15 protein-coding genes are annotated in these 17,906 nt (G+C 45.9%); 11 read left to right on the top strand and 4 right to left on the bottom strand.

The window, feature by feature from the left end; genetic code table 11:
• The first annotated feature begins 127 nt into the window (after positions 1 to 127).
• Positions 128 to 586, top strand: a complete 459-nt coding sequence (locus ABXT59_RS04140; RefSeq protein ID WP_443637902.1) for a DUF2938 family protein — start codon at positions 128 to 130, stop codon at positions 584 to 586.
• Between the two features lie 110 nt (positions 587 to 696).
• Positions 697 to 1,464, top strand: coding sequence for a class II aldolase/adducin family protein (locus ABXT59_RS04135; RefSeq protein WP_443637901.1), 768 nt, complete (start codon positions 697 to 699; stop codon positions 1,462 to 1,464).
• Positions 1,465 to 1,553: 89 nt separating this feature from the next.
• Here the strand turns inward: ABXT59_RS04135 and ABXT59_RS04130 are convergent, their stop codons facing one another.
• Positions 1,554 to 2,471, bottom strand: coding sequence for an ion transporter (locus ABXT59_RS04130; RefSeq protein WP_443637899.1), 918 nt, complete (start codon positions 2,469 to 2,471; stop codon positions 1,554 to 1,556).
• Between the two features lie 161 nt (positions 2,472 to 2,632).
• Positions 2,633 to 4,003, bottom strand: coding sequence for a formimidoylglutamate deiminase (locus ABXT59_RS04125; protein WP_443637898.1), 1,371 nt, complete (start codon positions 4,001 to 4,003; stop codon positions 2,633 to 2,635).
• A gap of 111 nt (positions 4,004 to 4,114) precedes the next feature.
• Between ABXT59_RS04125 and hutC the strand changes: the two genes are divergently transcribed.
• From hutC to ABXT59_RS04095, 6 genes are all read left to right on the top strand, one after another.
• Entirely contained in the window at positions 4,115 to 4,873 is a 759-nt protein-coding gene (hutC, locus tag ABXT59_RS04120; RefSeq protein WP_443637897.1) for a histidine utilization repressor, read from the top strand.
• A 77-nt stretch (positions 4,874 to 4,950) separates the two neighbouring features.
• The gene (gene hutU, locus ABXT59_RS04115) at positions 4,951 to 6,642 is read left to right on the top strand and encodes a urocanate hydratase (protein WP_443637896.1); all 1,692 of its coding nucleotides are present in this window, start codon (positions 4,951 to 4,953) and stop codon (positions 6,640 to 6,642) included.
• Between the two features lie 17 nt (positions 6,643 to 6,659).
• Positions 6,660 to 8,195: a histidine ammonia-lyase gene (gene hutH, locus ABXT59_RS04110; RefSeq protein ID WP_443637895.1), complete on the top strand. Its 1,536-nt coding sequence runs from the start codon at positions 6,660 to 6,662 to the stop codon at positions 8,193 to 8,195.
• 32 nt (positions 8,196 to 8,227) lie between these two features.
• Positions 8,228 to 9,436, top strand: a complete 1,209-nt coding sequence (gene hutI / locus ABXT59_RS04105) for an imidazolonepropionase (protein ID WP_443637893.1) — start codon at positions 8,228 to 8,230, stop codon at positions 9,434 to 9,436.
• A complete protein-coding gene (locus ABXT59_RS04100) occupies positions 9,433 to 10,008 on the top strand; it encodes a HutD/Ves family protein (protein WP_443637892.1) in 576 nt (191 codons plus the stop codon). The genes hutI and ABXT59_RS04100 overlap by 4 nt, the downstream gene beginning before the upstream one ends.
• A gap of 180 nt (positions 10,009 to 10,188) precedes the next feature.
• A complete protein-coding gene (locus ABXT59_RS04095; RefSeq protein WP_443637890.1) occupies positions 10,189 to 10,968 on the top strand; it encodes a HalD/BesD family halogenase in 780 nt (259 codons plus the stop codon).
• 49 nt (positions 10,969 to 11,017) lie between these two features.
• Here ABXT59_RS04095 and ABXT59_RS04090 read toward each other — a convergent pair whose 3' ends face one another.
• Together ABXT59_RS04090 and ABXT59_RS04085 are read right to left on the bottom strand one after the other, a co-directional pair.
• Positions 11,018 to 11,857 (bottom strand): EamA family transporter, encoded by an 840-nt coding sequence (locus tag ABXT59_RS04090; protein WP_443637888.1) that lies wholly within the window; start codon positions 11,855 to 11,857, stop codon positions 11,018 to 11,020.
• 260 nt (positions 11,858 to 12,117) lie between these two features.
• Positions 12,118 to 13,719 carry an ABC transporter substrate-binding protein gene (locus tag ABXT59_RS04085; protein ID WP_443637886.1) on the bottom strand — a complete coding sequence of 534 codons (1,602 nt, stop codon included), beginning with the start codon at positions 13,717 to 13,719 and terminating at the stop codon, positions 12,118 to 12,120.
• Positions 13,720 to 14,384: 665 nt separating this feature from the next.
• On the opposite strand from ABXT59_RS04085, the gene ABXT59_RS04080 reads away from it, so the two are divergent.
• From ABXT59_RS04080 to ABXT59_RS04070, 3 genes are read left to right on the top strand one after another with little or no spacing between them, the layout of a single operon-like run.
• Entirely contained in the window at positions 14,385 to 15,365 is a 981-nt protein-coding gene (locus ABXT59_RS04080) for an ABC transporter permease (protein WP_443637885.1), read from the top strand.
• Positions 15,362 to 16,291 (top strand): ABC transporter permease, encoded by a 930-nt coding sequence (locus tag ABXT59_RS04075; protein WP_443637883.1) that lies wholly within the window; start codon positions 15,362 to 15,364, stop codon positions 16,289 to 16,291. The genes ABXT59_RS04080 and ABXT59_RS04075 overlap by 4 nt, the downstream gene beginning before the upstream one ends.
• Positions 16,281 to 17,897, top strand: coding sequence for an ABC transporter ATP-binding protein (locus ABXT59_RS04070; RefSeq protein WP_443637882.1), 1,617 nt, complete (start codon positions 16,281 to 16,283; stop codon positions 17,895 to 17,897). The genes ABXT59_RS04075 and ABXT59_RS04070 overlap by 11 nt, the downstream gene beginning before the upstream one ends.
• The last annotated feature ends 9 nt before the right edge of the window (positions 17,898 to 17,906 follow it).

Here is a 17,906-nt window from a genome sequence, read left to right as displayed (position 1 = left end):
ATCAGAATCTAAGCACGCAATCAAATACCATAGACTTGTATGACTAACACACCTAAAATAGGTTGATCAGGCATAGCAAGCTAATTAACTACCACCATTGGCACTGTTCATAGCACAAGTTATCTTCATGGGCATCGTCGCTACTTTAGTTATCGACATATGGGCGGTTATATTAAGCACAATTTTCAAACTCCCCACCACCAATTGGAGCATGGTTGGCAGGTGGTGTGCGCATCTTCGCACTGGCCAAATTATACACCGGCCCATAAGCCAATCAAAGCCTGTAAAGTACGAGCAGACTATCGGCTGGTTGTTCCATTATATTATTGGCATTGGATACGCCTATTTATATGTCATATTGATGGTTTTTATCGTTAGCAACGACCCTTCTTTAACATCTGCTATTATCTATGGATTCGTTACTTTAATAGCACCATGGTTAGTTCTACAACCTGCGTTAGGATTAGGTTTGTTTGCCAGATTAGCCGACAAACCCAATACAATAAGGGCTCTTAATTTATCTGTGCACCTAATATTTGGGGTGGCATTGTACTTTTCGTGGACCCTGTCACTGGCATTGTTTTAACCCAATGAGTCTCATGGTTGGGGTTATTTTAAATGCTTGAATAGCTGTTGTGACACGCGCTAGATTTAATTTACACTAAACTATGGTTGGTCATGGTCGAGGTATTAACAATGAGTACAATTTTAAAAGTGAACCAAAAAATGTCTGATGCAGAATGGCAGGTTCGCTGTGACCTTGCCGCATGCTATCGGCTATTTGTTAAGTTTGGTTGGACGGATTTAATTTTTACCCATTTAACAGCTCGAGTGCCAGGCCATGAAAATCAGTATTTGATCAACCCCTATGGGCTTTTGTTTGAGGAAATTACTGCCTCTAATTTACTCAAGGTAGACTTTGATGGGAAAGTCATTAGTGGAGACTACCCCTACAATGATGCGGGTCACTATATCCATACTGCCGTATTTAAAGCTCGTCCTGATATTAATGTTTTATTACATAGTCACACGCGAGCAGGTATTGCTGTGTCCTGCATGAAAATGGGTTTATTACCCCTATCACAGCAAGCGGGAGAGATTCAGGATCTGGTTTGTTACAATCACTATGGTGTTGCCAGCAAAGACCACCCTGAGTATTGCCACCAGCTGGGCCAAGATATGGCTGATAAGTGGTTAATGATCATGCACAATCATGGTTTATTAGCGGCGGGCAGGACGGTTGGAGAAGCCTTTTACTTTTTGTACATGCTGGAAACCTCTTGCAAAATACAAACTGATGTTGTGTCATCGGGGGTAAATTATCACCTGCCCGATACAGCCTCTGTGCGCGAATTGGCAAAAACTACGGCACCTAAGGGAGACCAGCCCTGTAATGACGTTCACATTGCGTGGCAGGCGATGATTCGCTTGCAGAATCGGCTCGACCCTTCCTACAAAAACTAAATAGGCTATTCATCTAGCAGAGTTATTTAGCAGAGCTAATTAGCTGAGGCAGTCATTAGGTTAATCAATTATTAATGACTAACATCGTTTTAGGGTGTTTTAGGACCTTTCTTCTCAGACAATAAGTCTAAAATGGCTTTGGCGTGTTCTTCTGGTATATTAAAGCGCGCCCTAATGGTTTCAATGTGGAGTTTTTCATCACTGGTAATAATACCATCACTCATGGCTGCGTTAATTTCAGCCTCAAAAATAGCCTCTCGGCGCACCATTTGATTGGAAAAGGCTGAGGCTACAATACCTGTGAGCAAAGCCACTGTGCAGACCCCCATCAATGCCGTCAAAGCACCGATGAACTTACCAATCGGTGTAATAGGGTAAACGTCTCCATAACCTACCGTAGTCAGCGTAATTAATGACCACCACATTGACTCTGGAATCGATTTAAAATTATCAGGCTGAACGTCACTTTCGGCTAGGTACATCATTGAACTGGATAAGAATAACGCGATTGCCAATAGGTAAAGCGTGGCGGCAAAAGAGCGTCGTTCTTCATGCACCGCCGAGACTAAATCCTCTAGGGCCGAGGAGTAATGGGACATTTTTAGCAACCTCAGTAGCCGCAACACACGCAGCCAGCGCAGATCTAAGCCTCCCATAATGAGGGGCAAAATACTGGGTAAAAAGGCGGCTAAATCAATGATGCCGGTAAAACTAAAAATATAGGAACTGCGACGCCCCCAAGGGGTTGCACCCCGCGCTGAGTCGTCTGCCGTAATGGACCAAATACGCAGTAGGTATTCAATCAAAAATATAGACACGGAAAACCATTCAAACATCATCAGTTGGTGATGATATTGGAGGTTGATCGAGTCAACAGATTCTAAGCACACAGCCACAAGGTTAAGTAGTATTAAAATGGATAGGAATAAGTCACACACTCGACTCGTCGAGTCGTTAAGGTCACCCTTACTTAAAACCTCCATGACTCTCTGTTTACAAAAGTTCATAGCCTTAAAACCTCTTATAAAATCAACATCTTCTAATGTATAGTATGTGACCCTTGAAGCTTGCGCAATTTTTGCAGGCAAAGTTAAATCTGTGTCGCCGTTTAGGACGGCCTTTGCGCATCAATAAATACCTTTATATCCTTTGCCAGTGTGTTCTAGGGTCAAGCTAACAACTCTTTCAAGCTCTTTATAAGCCCTACACATGCAGAGTCTTCAAGTTTATGACAACCCGCAGCAACCACCTGCTCACCCGCCACAAATACATCTCTTACTGGGTTGTGATTAATACCAAAAGTCCAGCGATTGATCAGTTGTTCTGGCTTAGCTGAGGCTAAAAGAGGATGGCTAGTGTCCAAGGTAATAAAGTCAGCGCGGGCACCCACACGCAGGCCAGTATTAATGTTGCAGGCGGCGTTGCCACCCGCCACGCTGGTTTGGTAAATAAAATCTCCTACACTAGGTTGGTCATTACCATAAATGCGATTACGTTGCTGATCGCGCAAACGCTGACCATATTCTAATAACCGTAACTCTTCTGCTACAGAGACACACACATGGCTATCGGAACCCACACCAAAGCGACCACCTTGAGCTACTAAATCAGTAATGGGGAAAATGCCATCACCTAAATTGGCTTCAGTGCTGGGACATAAACCAACAACAGCTTGGCTGTCAGCAATGGTTTTTACTTCTTTCTGGCTCACATGGGTGGCATGGATTAAACACCAGCGTGCGTCAAACCCTACTTCATTCGCTAACCACTCTACTGGCCGCTGTCCACTCCAAGCAATGCAATCATCGACTTCTTTTGTTTGCTCCGCAACGTGGATATGCACCGGCCAAGTTCTTGGCAGGCTTGATAATGCAGTTTGCATTTGTGATTTTGTCACCGCTCGCAAAGAATGAAAACATAAGCCTTGGTTATGCTTCAAACTATCCATGTTTTGGCTTAATTGCTCTTGCAGACGCAAGTAACCATCAAGATCATGAATAAAGCGAGCTTGGCCCCCATTGGGAGCCTGACCCCCAAATCCTGAATGGCTATACAGTACCGGCAATAAGGTCTGGCCAATGCCCGCATCAACTGCCGCTTGTCGAACTTGTAAGGCCATTTCCGCAGGGTTGTCGTAAGCTTGACCACTTTGTTGATGATGCAAATAATGAAACTCAGCCACTTGTGTGTAACCAGCTTTGAGCATTTCGATATAGAGATAAGTCGCAATTTGCCCAACTTGTTGGGGGTTTAATTTGGCCACTAACCCATACATTAGATCGCGCCAACTCCAAAAACTGTCTTGCGGGTCTAAACACACTTCAGCCAAGCCGGCCATTGCCCTTTGAAACGCATGTGAATGAAGATTCACCATGCCAGGTAGAACTGGACCTGCTAATGTGTGACACCCTTGCTGGCTCTCATGCGTCGTTTGATTAGTTTCAAGGTGACTAATAACACCGTTAGTGACGGTGATTTTTACGTTGTTAGCCCAGCCTGTGATGATTAAAGCTTGGTTGGCAAAGTAAACTTGGTCCATTATTAGTACTCTCATGGTAGGATGTGTTTAACTTGTATAGACATTACATGAATTGGCATAGCCAAGTCAAGATTGTATACTCCAAGCAGAACCACAATCTATGGGCCCCTTGTGAATATTCCTCAAGCAGATACCACTCAAAGTTTATTGAATGCGCTTCCTAATACCAATGCACCCATTTATGCTCGACTAAAAAGCGCCATTTTAGAGAATATAGAGTCATCCAATTGGATGCCAGAGCAACGCTTGCCATCTGAAGCCCAAATGGTGAACGCTTTAGGCGTGAGTCGCATGACGGTGAATCGGGCGTTACGAGAACTCGCCACCGATGGAGTGCTTATTCGCCAGCAAGGCGTGGGCACATTTGTGGCTCCCCAAAAAGCCCATTCTGCATTATTTGAAGTGCACAACATTGCCCAAGAAATTGCTGACCGAGGTCACAAGCATGAAACAGTAGTTGTTGAATTACAATCAGTTAAAGCAAATACAGACCAAGCTTTACGACTTGGGGTACGTACTGGTGAAATCATTTTTAAGTCAACTTTAATTCACCTTGAAGATCAACAGCCAATTCAATTAGAACAACGTATTGTGAACGCTACCTTGGTGCCAAACTACGGCCAACAAGACTTTACTCAATTAACACCCTTTGCTTATCTAAATAAAGTCGCCCCTATTACTGAAGGTGAGCATTTAGTAGAAGCCGTCATTCCAAACGTGATTGAGGCCCAGCAACTGGCAATTAATTCAACCCAAGCCTGCCTCCAAATAAAACGTCGAACTTGGTCTGGCCAGAAAATTGTCACCAGTGCTAGATTACTTTCTCCAGGTCATCTTTTTCAATTATTCGGTCATTTTGGACGAATCTAGCGGCTACATTTTACTTGCCAGAGTATAAAAATGGGCGTATCTTTTATTACTTGTATATACATGTAAGGGAAATGCCCATGATTAGTCCTCAAGAACTCGCCGCACGCCGCACCCGCGGTGGAGATATTAAAGCGCCTACGGGCAGTAAAATCAGCACTAAAAGCTGGTTAACTGAGGCACCTCTGCGCATGCTAATGAACAACCTCGACCCAGAGGTGGCAGAAAATCCCAACGAACTGGTGGTCTATGGTGGTATCGGTCGGGCAGCTAGAGACTGGGCTAGTTATGATCAAATAGTAGCATCGCTGACAGAGCTTGAAGATGACGAGACGCTGCTCGTCCAGTCTGGCAAACCTGTTGGGGTGTTCAAAACCCATAGTAATGCTCCGCGAGTGTTAATTGCTAATTCAAATTTGGTTCCACATTGGGCCACCTGGGACCACTTTAATGAGTTAGATGCAAAAGGCTTGGCTATGTTTGGCCAAATGACAGCTGGCAGTTGGATTTATATCGGTAGCCAGGGCATTGTTCAGGGTACCTACGAAACCTTTGTGGAGGCTGGGCGACAGCACTTTGGCGGGAGCCTAAAAGGCCGCTGGATTCTGACTGCGGGGCTAGGCGGTATGGGCGGGGCGCAGCCATTAGCAGCAAGTTTGGCTGGTGCTTCCTCCCTTAACATTGAGTGTCAACAAAGCCGTATTGACCTACGCTTACAAACTCGCTACCTAGACGAACAAGCCAAGGATCTTGATGATGCTTTGGAACGGATTGAACACTACACACAAATGGGTGAAGCCAAGTCGATTGGCTTGCTGGGAAATGCGGCAGACATTTTACCGGAGTTAGTCAGGCGTGGTGTTAAACCAGATTTAGTCACCGATCAAACCTCTGCCCACGATCCTTTAAATGGTTACTTACCGCAAAATATGGATTGGGAAAGCTATCGTCAAAATGCGACTGATAAACCTGCAGCCACCATATTGGCTGCCAAGGCATCTATGGCCACTCATGTTAAAGCCATGCTGGCATTCCATGAGCAAGGTATTCCTACCGTAGATTACGGCAACAACATCCGCCAAGTCGCACTTGAAGAAGGCGTAGAAAATGCCTTCAACTTCCCAGGCTTTGTGCCTGCCTATATTCGGCCACTCTTTTGCCGAGGTATCGGGCCCTTTCGCTGGGTTGCCTTATCTGGCGATAAGCAAGATATTTATCGTACTGACGCCAAGGTTAAAGAACTTATTCCTGATGATGCCCATTTACATAATTGGCTCACTATGGCTCGTAAACGCATTCAGTTCCAAGGTTTACCAGCCCGTATTTGCTGGGTTGGACTTGGCCAGCGCGCCAAACTAGGTTTAGCCTTTAATGAAATGGTACGCTCTGGCGAAGTCAAAGCCCCCATTGTGATTGGACGCGATCACCTAGACTCGGGTTCTGTGGCTAGCCCTAACCGAGAAACAGAAGGCATGCGCGATGGCTCTGATGCCGTATCTGATTGGCCCTTACTTAATGCCCTGCTCAATACAGCATCAGGGGCTACCTGGGTCTCTTTACACCATGGAGGTGGTGTGGGTATGGGGTTTTCACAACATTCAGGTATGGTGATTGTTTGTGATGGCACTGACGAAGCCGCTGAACGTATTGCCCGTGTGCTCCACAACGATCCAGCCACAGGCGTTATGCGCCATGCAGATGCCGGCTACGACATTGCTATAGAGTGCGCCCAACAGCAGGGCTTAAACCTTCCCATGATTAAGCAGAACTAAACTCACTGAGGCTTCTTATGTACACCTTTGAAATTCAGCCTGGCCTTCTCACACTCGCACAATTGCGTAAGGTAGCCCGCCATCGGGTTAATGTTTCTATCGCCAGCCATGCTCTGCCTGCTATTCATAAAAGCCAGCAACTGGTCAATCAAATGATTGAGGAAAATAGAACAGTATACGGTATCAATACTGGGTTTGGGCTACTGGCTAACACCCGAATAGAGGTAGACGACCTTGAAGAACTACAACGTTCTATTGTCTTATCTCATGCAGCAGGCATTGGGCAATTCATGGACGATGCGACCGTTCGATTGGTCATGGTACTCAAGATCAATAGCTTAGCGCGTGGATTTTCTGGCATCCGCTTAAGCGTGATTGAAGCGTTAATGAGCCTCATTAATACGGAAGTTTTTCCCTGTATTCCTGAAAAAGGTTCAGTGGGTGCCTCAGGTGATTTGGCTCCTTTAGCCCATATGAGCGCCGTGTTATTGGGCGAAGGCCAAGCCCGTTACCGAGGCGAAATAATTTCTGGAATAGCGGCATTGAAAATAGCGGGTTTGAAACCGGTGACCTTAGCCCCAAAGGAAGGACTAGCCCTACTCAATGGCACTCAAGTATCTACTGCATTTGCCCTAAAAGGCTTATTCCATAGTGAAGACTTATGGGCCTCAGCTACAGTCTGTGGTGCACTCTCTGTCGAAGCAGCTTTGGGTAGTCGCAGCCCCTTTGATGAACGTATCCACCAAGTGCGGGGGCACAAAGGCCAGATTGATTCTGCTAAGGCCTACCGCCACCTCCTCACTGAAAATAGTGAAGTGGGTCTCTCACATGACCAGTGCCATAAGGTACAAGACCCCTATTCTTTGCGCTGCCAGCCTCAAGTTATGGGTGCTTGTTTAGAGCAGATCCGCCACGCTGCCGGCGTCTTGGAAGTCGAGTCTAATGCGGTATCAGACAACCCATTAGTCTTTGCTGATGAGGGAGACATTATCTCTGGGGGTAATTTTCACGCCGAACCAGTGGCTATGGTGGCTGATAATTTAGCCTTAGCCATTGCCGAAATTGGCAGTTTATCAGAGCGGCGTATGGCCTTACTAATTGATTCAGCACTCAGCCAATTACCCCCTTTTTTAGTCGATAATGGGGGTGTGAATTCAGGCTTTATGATTGCTCAGGTGACTGCTGCCGCCTTGGCAAGTGAAAACAAAACCTTTGCTCACCCCGCTAGTGTGGACAGCATACCTACTTCAGCTAATCAAGAGGATCATGTGTCTATGGCCACTTTTGCAGCGCGCCGTTTGCGAGATATGAGCGAAAATACCCGCGGTATTTTAGCAGTAGAACTCTTGGCTTCGGTGCAAGGCTTAGATTTTCGCACCGGCTTAAATTCCAGTCCGTTGCTCGAACAGGCTCGCTCTGGTTTACGGGCACGTGTGCCTTTCTATGACAAAGACCGCTACTTTGCCACAGACATTGCAGCTGCTAATGAACTGTTAGCTACCGCTTGCCATAATGACATGATGCCAAGTGGCACACTACCCAGCGCTAATTAGTGGGTGATAGATTGCCTACATAGGATACAAAAATGCCTTCCTTTGATACGATTTACGTTGGTTTTCATGCTGCTACAATGGTGTCTACCAAGGATTATGGCCCCATTGAAAATGCAGCGATAGGGGTTAAACATGGCCAAATTACTTGGTTAGGCCCAGTTTCTGAATTACCTAACCACACGGCAACAATAATCGACTTGGGTGGTGGTTGGGTTACGCCTGGTTTGGTTGATTGTCATACTCACTTAGTATTTGGTGGTGATCGCAGCGCCGAATATGAGATGCGTCTGCAAGGGGCAAGTTATCAAGCCATTGCTAAGGCTGGTGGCGGCATTGTTTCCACTGTGACTGATACCAGAAATGCTAGCGCAGAAGCATTATTCACTGCTGCAGAAAAGCGCCTCTGCGCCCTTATGGCTGACGGTGTGACTTGTGTCGAAGTGAAATCGGGTTATGGCTTAGACCTAGTCACAGAAGAAAAAATGTTGCGTGTCGCCCGCTCCCTTGGTGAAAAACTATCGGTGACCTTGCAGACCACATGTCTGGCGGCCCATGCCATACCACCCGAATATCAGGGTCAAGCTGATGCTTACATTGATTTGGTGTGTGAAGAAATCATACCTGCCATAGCCAAAGCTGGCTTGGCTGACGCAGTTGACGGTTTCTGTGAAGGCATTGCCTTTTCTGTGGCCCAAATTGAACGGGTATTTGACACGGCCCTCGCCTTTGACTTACCCATAAAGCTTCATGCTGAACAACTTTCTAACTTAGGAGGCTCTGGCTTAGCGGCTCGTTATAAGGCATTGTCCAGTGATCATCTAGAATATCTAAGTGATGCAGACGCCAAAGCCATGGCCATCGCGGGTACTGTTGCCGTGATTCTGCCAGGGGCATTTTTTTGCCTCAAAGAAACCAAACAACCACCCATACAGCGCCTCCGTGAATTAGGTGTACCGATGGCCATCGCCAGTGATTGTAATCCAGGGTCAGCGCCAGTTTTGTCCTTGCGTTTAATGATGAACATGGCCTGCACCTTATTTGGCTTTACACCACTAGAAGCATTGCAAGGAGCCACCCGTCATGGTGCTCAGGCTCTTGGTTTAGGCCATAGCCATGGCCAGCTTAAAGTGGGTTATGCCGCTGACTTTGTCTGTTGGGAGATTCAAAAGCCCGCAGAATTAAGCTACTGGCTGGGTGGCCAATTAGTAAAGCACCGCGTTGTTGCGGGCCAAATCACATGATTGAATTCAATATAACTAAACCAGAAGACTTTATTACCATGCCGTGGCGCAATGGTTTAGGCTCAACGATTGAATTAGTAAAGCGCTGGTCTGGTGACTCTTTTCAGTGGCGCCTGAGCATGGCTGATGTGACACAAGATGGCGCCTTTTCAGACTTCTCTGGCTATGACCGCTGTTTACTTTTAATGCATGGCAAAGGACTGACACTCACAGACCAAGCAGGTCAGCAATGGTGTCTCTCAGAAACCTTAGATGCTGCCCACTTTAAAGGCGAAGACCTCATCGATGCGTGTCTCCATGATGGGCCAATCCTTGATTTCAACTTAATGACTAGACGCAAAGATTGTCGCGCCAAAGTCTTCACCAGCCAGCAGGAAAAGGGCCAAAATATAGATTTAAACGGTGACTTATTTTTACTGTTCAGCATGCAGGGTCATACCTTTGTTCAGCTCAACCAGACCCAAGAAACACAATTAGAAGAACAGCATCTACTGCAGCTAAGCCCCAATGCTGCTGATGCATGTTACTGCAGTGGTGAGGCTTGGATAGGTATACTTATTAGTTATCTATAGCCCATAATAAGGCTTAGTTGAGGGTGGTATGTTATGTTTCACTTCACTCGGGGTTTAAACTCGACTTTCAACTGAGACGTTCAGCCGAGATTTTCAACTGAAGCTTTTAACCTCGACCATTAACCTAGATTTTAAACCCCAGACATTTTACCTTGGTTCAGGTTAAATCAGGAGTCATGCATGCAACTCAATCAAATCATTAATCTCGCTGCTCACCCTATTTCAGAGCCACAATTTGCACGAACCTGTAAACAACAGTTTGACGAAGCAGGCGTGTTAATTCTAAAAAATTTTCTCACCCCTGCTGCACGGGATGCCATTATTGAAGAAGGCCACAAAAAACAAACGTTGGCTTTTTATACCAATTCTGGCCACAACGTATACCTCACACAAAAAGATTCAAAGTTTGATGATAAGCATCCCTGCAATCAATGGGTGCAATCTTCCAAAGGTTGTATTACTGATGATCAAATCGCTCTAGATTCGCCCTTACGTGCACTCTATGATGCCCAACAGTTGCGCTTATTTTTGGCCTCTGTACTAGGTGAAGAAATACTGTACCCATACTCTGACACGCTATCATCGATTAATTTACATTATGCCAGCGAAGGTCAAGAATTAGGCTGGCACTTTGACAACTCATCTTTTGCCATCACTTTATTACTGCAAAGTCCTCAAGCGGGTGGACAATTCGAATATGTGCCACAACTCAGAAATGCAAGCCAAAACGATATGAATTACTCAGGCGTGAGTCAGGTATTAGAAGGAAAAGTAACAGCGCAAAATATCACTATGTCTGCAGGTGATCTAATGTTGTTTAGGGGCAGAGATGCCTTGCACCGAGTCACCCCAACACAAGGCGAAATCACTCGCATGCTAGTCGTACTGGCCTATAATGCTGAACCTAATGTCGCACTTTCAGAATCAGCCCGCATGACCTTTTATGGTCGTTTAACATAGCAACAGTATTGGTTTGCGCAGTTGTGGGGTGATCCCATGTTGGCGAGATTTAATGGGCTAAGCCAATCATAATGGTGCCAAATGCGACGATCACCCCAGCTAAAAGGCGGCGAGTCTTTGGCCCCTCACCAAACCAAAAGACACCGATTAGGGCGGCGAAAATCACCGATGTCTCGCGCAAAGCAGAGACCACGCCTAAAGGGGCTTCAGTCTTGGCATAAAGCACCAGCGCATAGGCAGTGGCTGACAGGATGCCACCCAAAAAGCCAAGTAGGCAGGGTTTTAACGGCATCATCCGCAGTCGCTGCCATTGAGTTTTAAAGATAAACAGTGCAACAAAGGCTTCGGCTATGAACAACCAGGCAATATAGCCCATGATGCTGTCAGACAAACGCACTCCGACACCATCCACTAGCGAATAAGCCGCCACAATGGCCGCCACAATGACTGCTGCAACCATTGATAATTTTGGCACCTCTGTTTTGAAAATACCTTGCGACAGAACCATCACCCCAGCCGAGACTGAAAAGATGCCTAGCCAAGCCAAGCCAGGAAGGCTCTCACCAATCCATATTTGTGCCCCCAATGCCACTAAGACTGGCGCTAAACCGCGGGTAATGGGGTAGACAAGGCTCAGGTCTCCAATGCGATAGGCGAGATTTAAAAAATAATAATATCCCCAGTGGATGAGAGTTGAGGCAATGATATAGGGTACGGCGGCCCATCCAGGCAGTGGCGCCTGCGTTGCAATGATAATACCAGGTACCACATGCCCCAAGGCAATCAGACCCAGTACAATCGTCTTGTCGGCAGAGCCTTTGACCATAGCGTTCCAGAACGCATGTAAAAAGGCAGAGGCCAAAACAATTAAAACCAGCGATAAACTCATAGCGTCTCACAGAGTGCAATTGCTGCGGGCAGATCGTCTAAAAAAACTGCATACACAGTAATCAGGCCCCCCAGTAGTATGTCGTGCGCACTATCGCAGTTAACCCTGCCAAGAAAAAGTTAACCCCCTCAAGGGTAACAACAGCAAGTTAAATAATGCACATAAAAAGGCAAGTCCAAAGGACTATTTAGACCCATAAGTTAAAACGGGCCTGCACTTTTAAGTAAAAGTACAAGCCCGTTTGTCAAGGTCAGTGGGTGTTAGGCAAACCACCAACGCTCAGCTGCCTTGCCGCCATCTAGTTCCCAGTTAGCTGCAACATCAGGGCCATGAGCTAGTTTTTTACTCAGGGCATGCACGTTGTTAGCGAACATAGGGATTAAGGCACCACCATCATCATTAACTAGGGCTTGACATTCGTAATAGATTTCACGACGCTTAGCCAAATCTAATTCTGAACTTCCCATTTGTACCAGTTTGTTAAAACGGTCAACAGAGGCACCCGTGCGCCATGCGGTATCATTCCACTTTCCATCGGCCATGTAGGCAGCTTTGAACATCCAATCTTCCGTAGGACGTCCGCCCCAATAGCAAGCAGTCCATGGCTTTTTATTCCACACATTAGACCAATAACCATCTTTAGGCTCACGCACCACTTCGATATTAAGTCCCGACTTGGCAGCAGATTCTTTAATCAAAAGAGCGGCGTCAACCGCTCCAGCAAAGGCCGCATCAGAGGCAGATAACTGCACATTAGAACCATCATAACCGGCTTTCTTCAGATGAAAAGCGGCCTTGTCTGGATCATAGGCTCGCTGAACTAGTTCATTGTTGTGGAAAGGGTTAGCCGTAGAAATAGGGGTATCGTTACCAATGGCCCCATGGCCTGAAAGGATCTTAGTGACTAATTCTTTACGGTCTACTGACAATTTGCAGGCCATGCGGAAATCATAGTTGTCAAAGGGAGCAGCATCACAACGCATAGGGAAGGTGTAATGCAAGGTGCCCGTGGTTTCTAAAATGTCCAGAGAAGGATTACGCGCTAACAAGTGAACCGTTTTAGGGTCTACTCGACCAATCGCATCCACGTCGCCATTCATCATGGCATTCTGTCTGGCTGTTACGTCAAGTATGACCAATAGTTCCACTTCATCAAAGTGAGCAGCATCTTGCTTCCAGTAGTTCGGATTACGATAGAACTTAGCCCGCACGCCTGGCTCATAATTTTCCATGATATAGCCACCAGTGCCAATACCAGAGGCCCAGTCTAGCTGACCATCACGCACAGGTAGAATGGGGAAGTGGTAGTCACTTACGATAAAGGCAAAGTCAGCACTGCCATTAGACAAGGTGAACACGACATCATCACCATTAATGGCGATGTTAGTGACATCTGCTAGTAAGGCCTTACCTGCAGATTTGGTATCTTCGCCCATGTGGAACTGAAATGAGGCCACTACATCAGCCGGTGTCAGTGCTTTACCATCATGGAAGGTGACGCCTGAGCGAATTTTAAAGGTCCAAACTTTTGCATCTGCAGAAGCTCCATATTCAGATGCAAGCTCAGGAATTAGCTGCCCTTCTTTGCTCACTTCTGTGAGGTGATTACAATAAGCAAAAATGACATTTTGTGACATGCCGTTTTCTGATGTGCCTGGATCTAATGAATCAGTGGTTGATCCGTGGCCCATGCCCAATCTAAATTTACCACCAGCTTTGTGAGCCCCAGCTGAAGCATTTCCAGCTGCAGCCAATGCTGTCGGCAAAATAATGCCCGCAGCTAGACTGCTAGTGACAAACTGACGACGGTTTAGGTCCATAGTGAATGGATTTTTTAATTGATCTATTTGGTCTTTAGACATTTTTTTATTCTCCAATTATATAACTAACTAATATCGATTACGTTGAGTTCAAGGGATAATACATGGGTTCCAAAGAAGCGAAAGCTTGGGGGGTCGAGCTCGACATAAAAATTGTTAGGTAAAAGAAGGTAACACAAAAAAAAGCGCCTGTTAATCATATTTATTTATACTTGAACGATTATTCAAACAAGAATAGTTTAAAAATATTTCCGCATGGCAACCAACATTAACTGGTTGTTAATGTTTTAAAAACAATTGCCAGCATGAACTTAGTTTAAGGAGCAACGGCGCACATAGACCTTATTTGTTCCAGCTATACTCCGCTGCGAGAACTGGTATGAATTGCCCTATATTATTCATGAGCATAGGTTAAGGAAGATTTAGGAAGGTTTAGGCCATCAAAAAACTTGAGAATATCTGAAAAAAAGATGCAAGATCTTGAACTAAATCAATGCAAAAGCATAGCCATGGCATGATTAGCACAATAGGCAGGTTGCCTATTAACTATAGCTCCCAATCATTATTAGGCTTAGCTGCTTTAACAACTACAGATTTTTGTGAACCTAGACTAATAGGTCATCATTTTTACTGCCGATAGGCATAACTCAGATTTTAGTATACAGTTATAATAATCATAAAAAATAAATCATCGAGTATTAATTCTTGTGCATCCCGTTTTAACGACCATTATTCAGCGCTTGGGGTTAGGGCTTCTCACCCTATTTGTAGTGACCGTTATCATTTTCAGTTCTATCGAGTTTTTACCCGGTGACTTTGGTGAAGCTGTATTGGGACAAGCCGCGCTGCCAGAGACAGTTGAGGCTTTTCGACGAGAACTTGGCTTAGACAGGCCGCCTGTAGAACGTTACTTTATGTGGGCTGGTAATGTGCTAACTGGCGATTTGGGTAATTCTTTTTCAGGACGCAATGCTTCGGGTGTAGACCGTTCAAGAGATGTTTGGAACCTCATTCAACCTCGCTTAGCCAATACCTTATTTTTAGCTTCCATGGCAGCACTTGTCGCGGTTCCATTATCCTTGGCCTTAGGTATTACTGCTGCACTCTACCGCAATTCGATTTACGATCGAGTCGTTAATGCAACGACTCTCACGACTATTTCTTTCCCAGAGTTTTTTGTGGGTTATATTTTAATTTTAATTTTTGCAACTTACTTTAAAGTATTCCCCTCCCTAGCTAACATTTCTGACTCCACGCCTTTGTTAGAAAAAATTTACCGGTCCACCTTACCCGCCTTAGCCCTCACTTTGGTGATCGTTGCGCACATGATGCGCATGACGCGAGCTGCCATCATTAACCTATTAGCCAGCCCATACATAGAAATGGCGCAGCTCAAGGGCGCATCCAAAGCCAAGGTCATATTGCACCACGCCCTACCCAACGCATGGGCGCCCATCGTTAACGTGATTGCCTTTAACCTTGCTTATTTAGTGGTTGGTGTGGTCGTGGTAGAGGTGGTCTTTGTTTATCCTGGGTTGGGCCAACTCATGGTAGATGCAGTTTCAAGCCGAGATATTCCTGTTGTGCAGGCTTGTGCGTTGATCTTTGCAGGCACCTATATTTTACTCAACTTATTTGCTGATGTTATTTCCATTATCACTAACCCAAGGCTGTTGCATCCACGATGAATACACCAAACACCACTGATGGGAGTTATTCTGCGGCTGACGAAGTGACCTTAGTCAAAGCAAGAAGAAGCGTATTACAGAATATATGGCGTACTCTAAAAACGGCACCACCCACCGCTTGGTTTGGCATGGTCGTGATCACTTTGTATTTAATCGTGGCTTTGTTTGCGCACTTGCTCGCTCCCCATGGGCAGGCGCAAGTCTTTCCCATGGCTTATGCACCGTGGAGCGAAGAGTTTAGATTAGGCACAGATGCCTTGGGCCGTGATGTATTTAGTCGTCTTATTTATGGAGCACGAAACACCATCGGCATCGCTGTGGCCACAACTCTATTGGCTTTTTTGATTGGCGGTAGTTTAGGCTTAATAGCCGCCATAAGTCGAAATTGGCTAGACCAAGTATTAAGCCGCTTTGTCGATGTACTGATGGCTATTCCAAGTCTCATTTTTGCGCTAATGCTACTTTCAATTTTTGGCTCTAGCGCAATTAACTTAATATTTATTATTGCTGTACTGGATGCCACGCGGGTGTTTCGTCTCACTAGGGCAGTCGCTCTTAACGTAGTAGTAATGGATTATGTAGAAGCCGCTAAACTGCGTGGTGAAGGCTTAGGCTGGATCATGCGCCGAGAAATTCTACCCAATATTATGCCGCCTTTGGTGGCTGAGTTTGGTTTACGCTTTTGTTTTGTGTTTTTAACCATTGCGGCCCTGTCTTTTTTAGGTGTGGGTATTCAGCCACCCACCGCAGACTGGGGTTCCATGGTACGGGAGAATGCAGGGCTCATTCAATTTGCCGAATACGATTTAACGGCCGCCTTAACTCCCATGATTCCAGCGGCTGCTATTGCTTTGTTGACGGTCGCAGTTAATTTTGTCGTGGATTGGTTTTTACATCAAACAAGTGGACTTCGCGATGAGCACTAATGACGTTTTACTCACCATGCGTGATGTGCGTATCGATGGCTTCAGTGATGATCGCTGGCACCACATCATCAAGGGTGTTGATGTGACCTTAAAGCGAGGAGAGATCCTTGGCTTTATTGGCGAATCTGGTGCGGGCAAGTCAACGCTTGGTCTGGCAGCCATGGGTTTTGTCCGTCCTGGCTGCAAGTTTGTGGGGGGCAGTATAGAGTTTGATGGCATGGACCTATTAAACCTCAGCAGCGCAGAGCTTAGACGTTTGCACGGCTCACGCATTGCTTATGTGGCTCAATCAGCCGCAGCCTCCTTTAACCCAGCCCACCGCCTGCTCGATCAAACCATAGAATCAACCGTCGCTCATGGTATTGCAGATCTTGAAACGGCGAAACAAGATGCCATTGAATTATATCGGGACCTGCAACTGCCAGACCCTGAAAATATTGGTCAACGTTACCCTCATCAAGTTTCAGGGGGCCAATTACAGCGAGTCATGACGGCTATGGCGATGTCATCTCGACCTGATCTCATCATCTTTGATGAGCCAACGACGGCCCTAGATGTGACCACGCAAGTGGAAGTACTCACATCCATGCGCACGATTGTTGAAAAGTACAACACAGCGGCCATATACATTACCCACGATTTGGCAGTGGTTGCACAAATGGCTGATAATATAAAGGTCTTACGTTATGGTGAAACCGTTGAGGATGCACCCACAAGGGAAATGATATCCAGTCCTAAAGCGGCCTACACACAATCTCTTTGGGCGGTGCGTGCCTTGGAAAAACCACCACAGCCATCCATTGATACTATTCTTGAAATCAACCAAGTACATGCAAGCTATGGCAAGAGCGTTAAAGTACTCGATAACATCAGTATCAAAGTTCCTCGAGGGCAAACCTTAGCTGTGGTAGGTGAGTCAGGTTCGGGGAAGTCAACTGCTGCAAGGGTGATCACGGGTTTATTGCCGCCTTTGGAAGGTCAGATTATATTTAATGGCGAAAGGTTACCTGCAGCCTTAAAAAATCGCTCGAAAAAGCAATTGCAAGCCGTTCAAATGATTTACCAAATGGCAGATACCGCTATGAATCCTAGACATACGATCAGGGATATTATTGGTAGGCCATTAAATTTTTACTTGGGTTTAGTGGGCGCAGTTCAAGACCAGAGAATAATGGAGTTATTACGCCTCATTGAATTAGATGAGAGCTTCTTGGATCGCTACCCAGATGAATTATCTGGTGGCCAAAAACAACGTATCTGTATAGCCCGTGCCTTAGCAGCAGAGCCTGAACTGATCATATGTGATGAGGTCACATCAGCTCTTGATCAGATTGTACAAGAAGGTATTTTAAAGCTCCTTTTGCGGTTGCAAAAAGAGCTCGGTATTACCTATATTTTCATTACCCATGACATTGCTACGGTGCGCGCTATCGCTGATCAGGTGGTGGTGATGTTCCAAGGTAAAGTGGTAGAACAAGGGGGTAAAGAAGAAATATTTACCGCACCCTATCCCGCTTACACTGAGCTGTTATTGTCATCGGTACCCGAAATGGACCCAGACTGGCTGACCCAACTTCAGCAACAACGCGCTGAGGCCGAAGCCTAAAACTTCACC

The sequence above is a fragment of the Candidatus Njordibacter sp. Uisw_058 genome, assembly GCF_047730065.1.
Classification (GTDB): domain Bacteria; phylum Pseudomonadota; class Gammaproteobacteria; order Pseudomonadales; family Balneatricaceae; genus Njordibacter.
The sequence above is the reverse complement of the archived record's forward strand: the minus strand, read 5'-3'. Positions and strand labels throughout refer to the sequence as shown.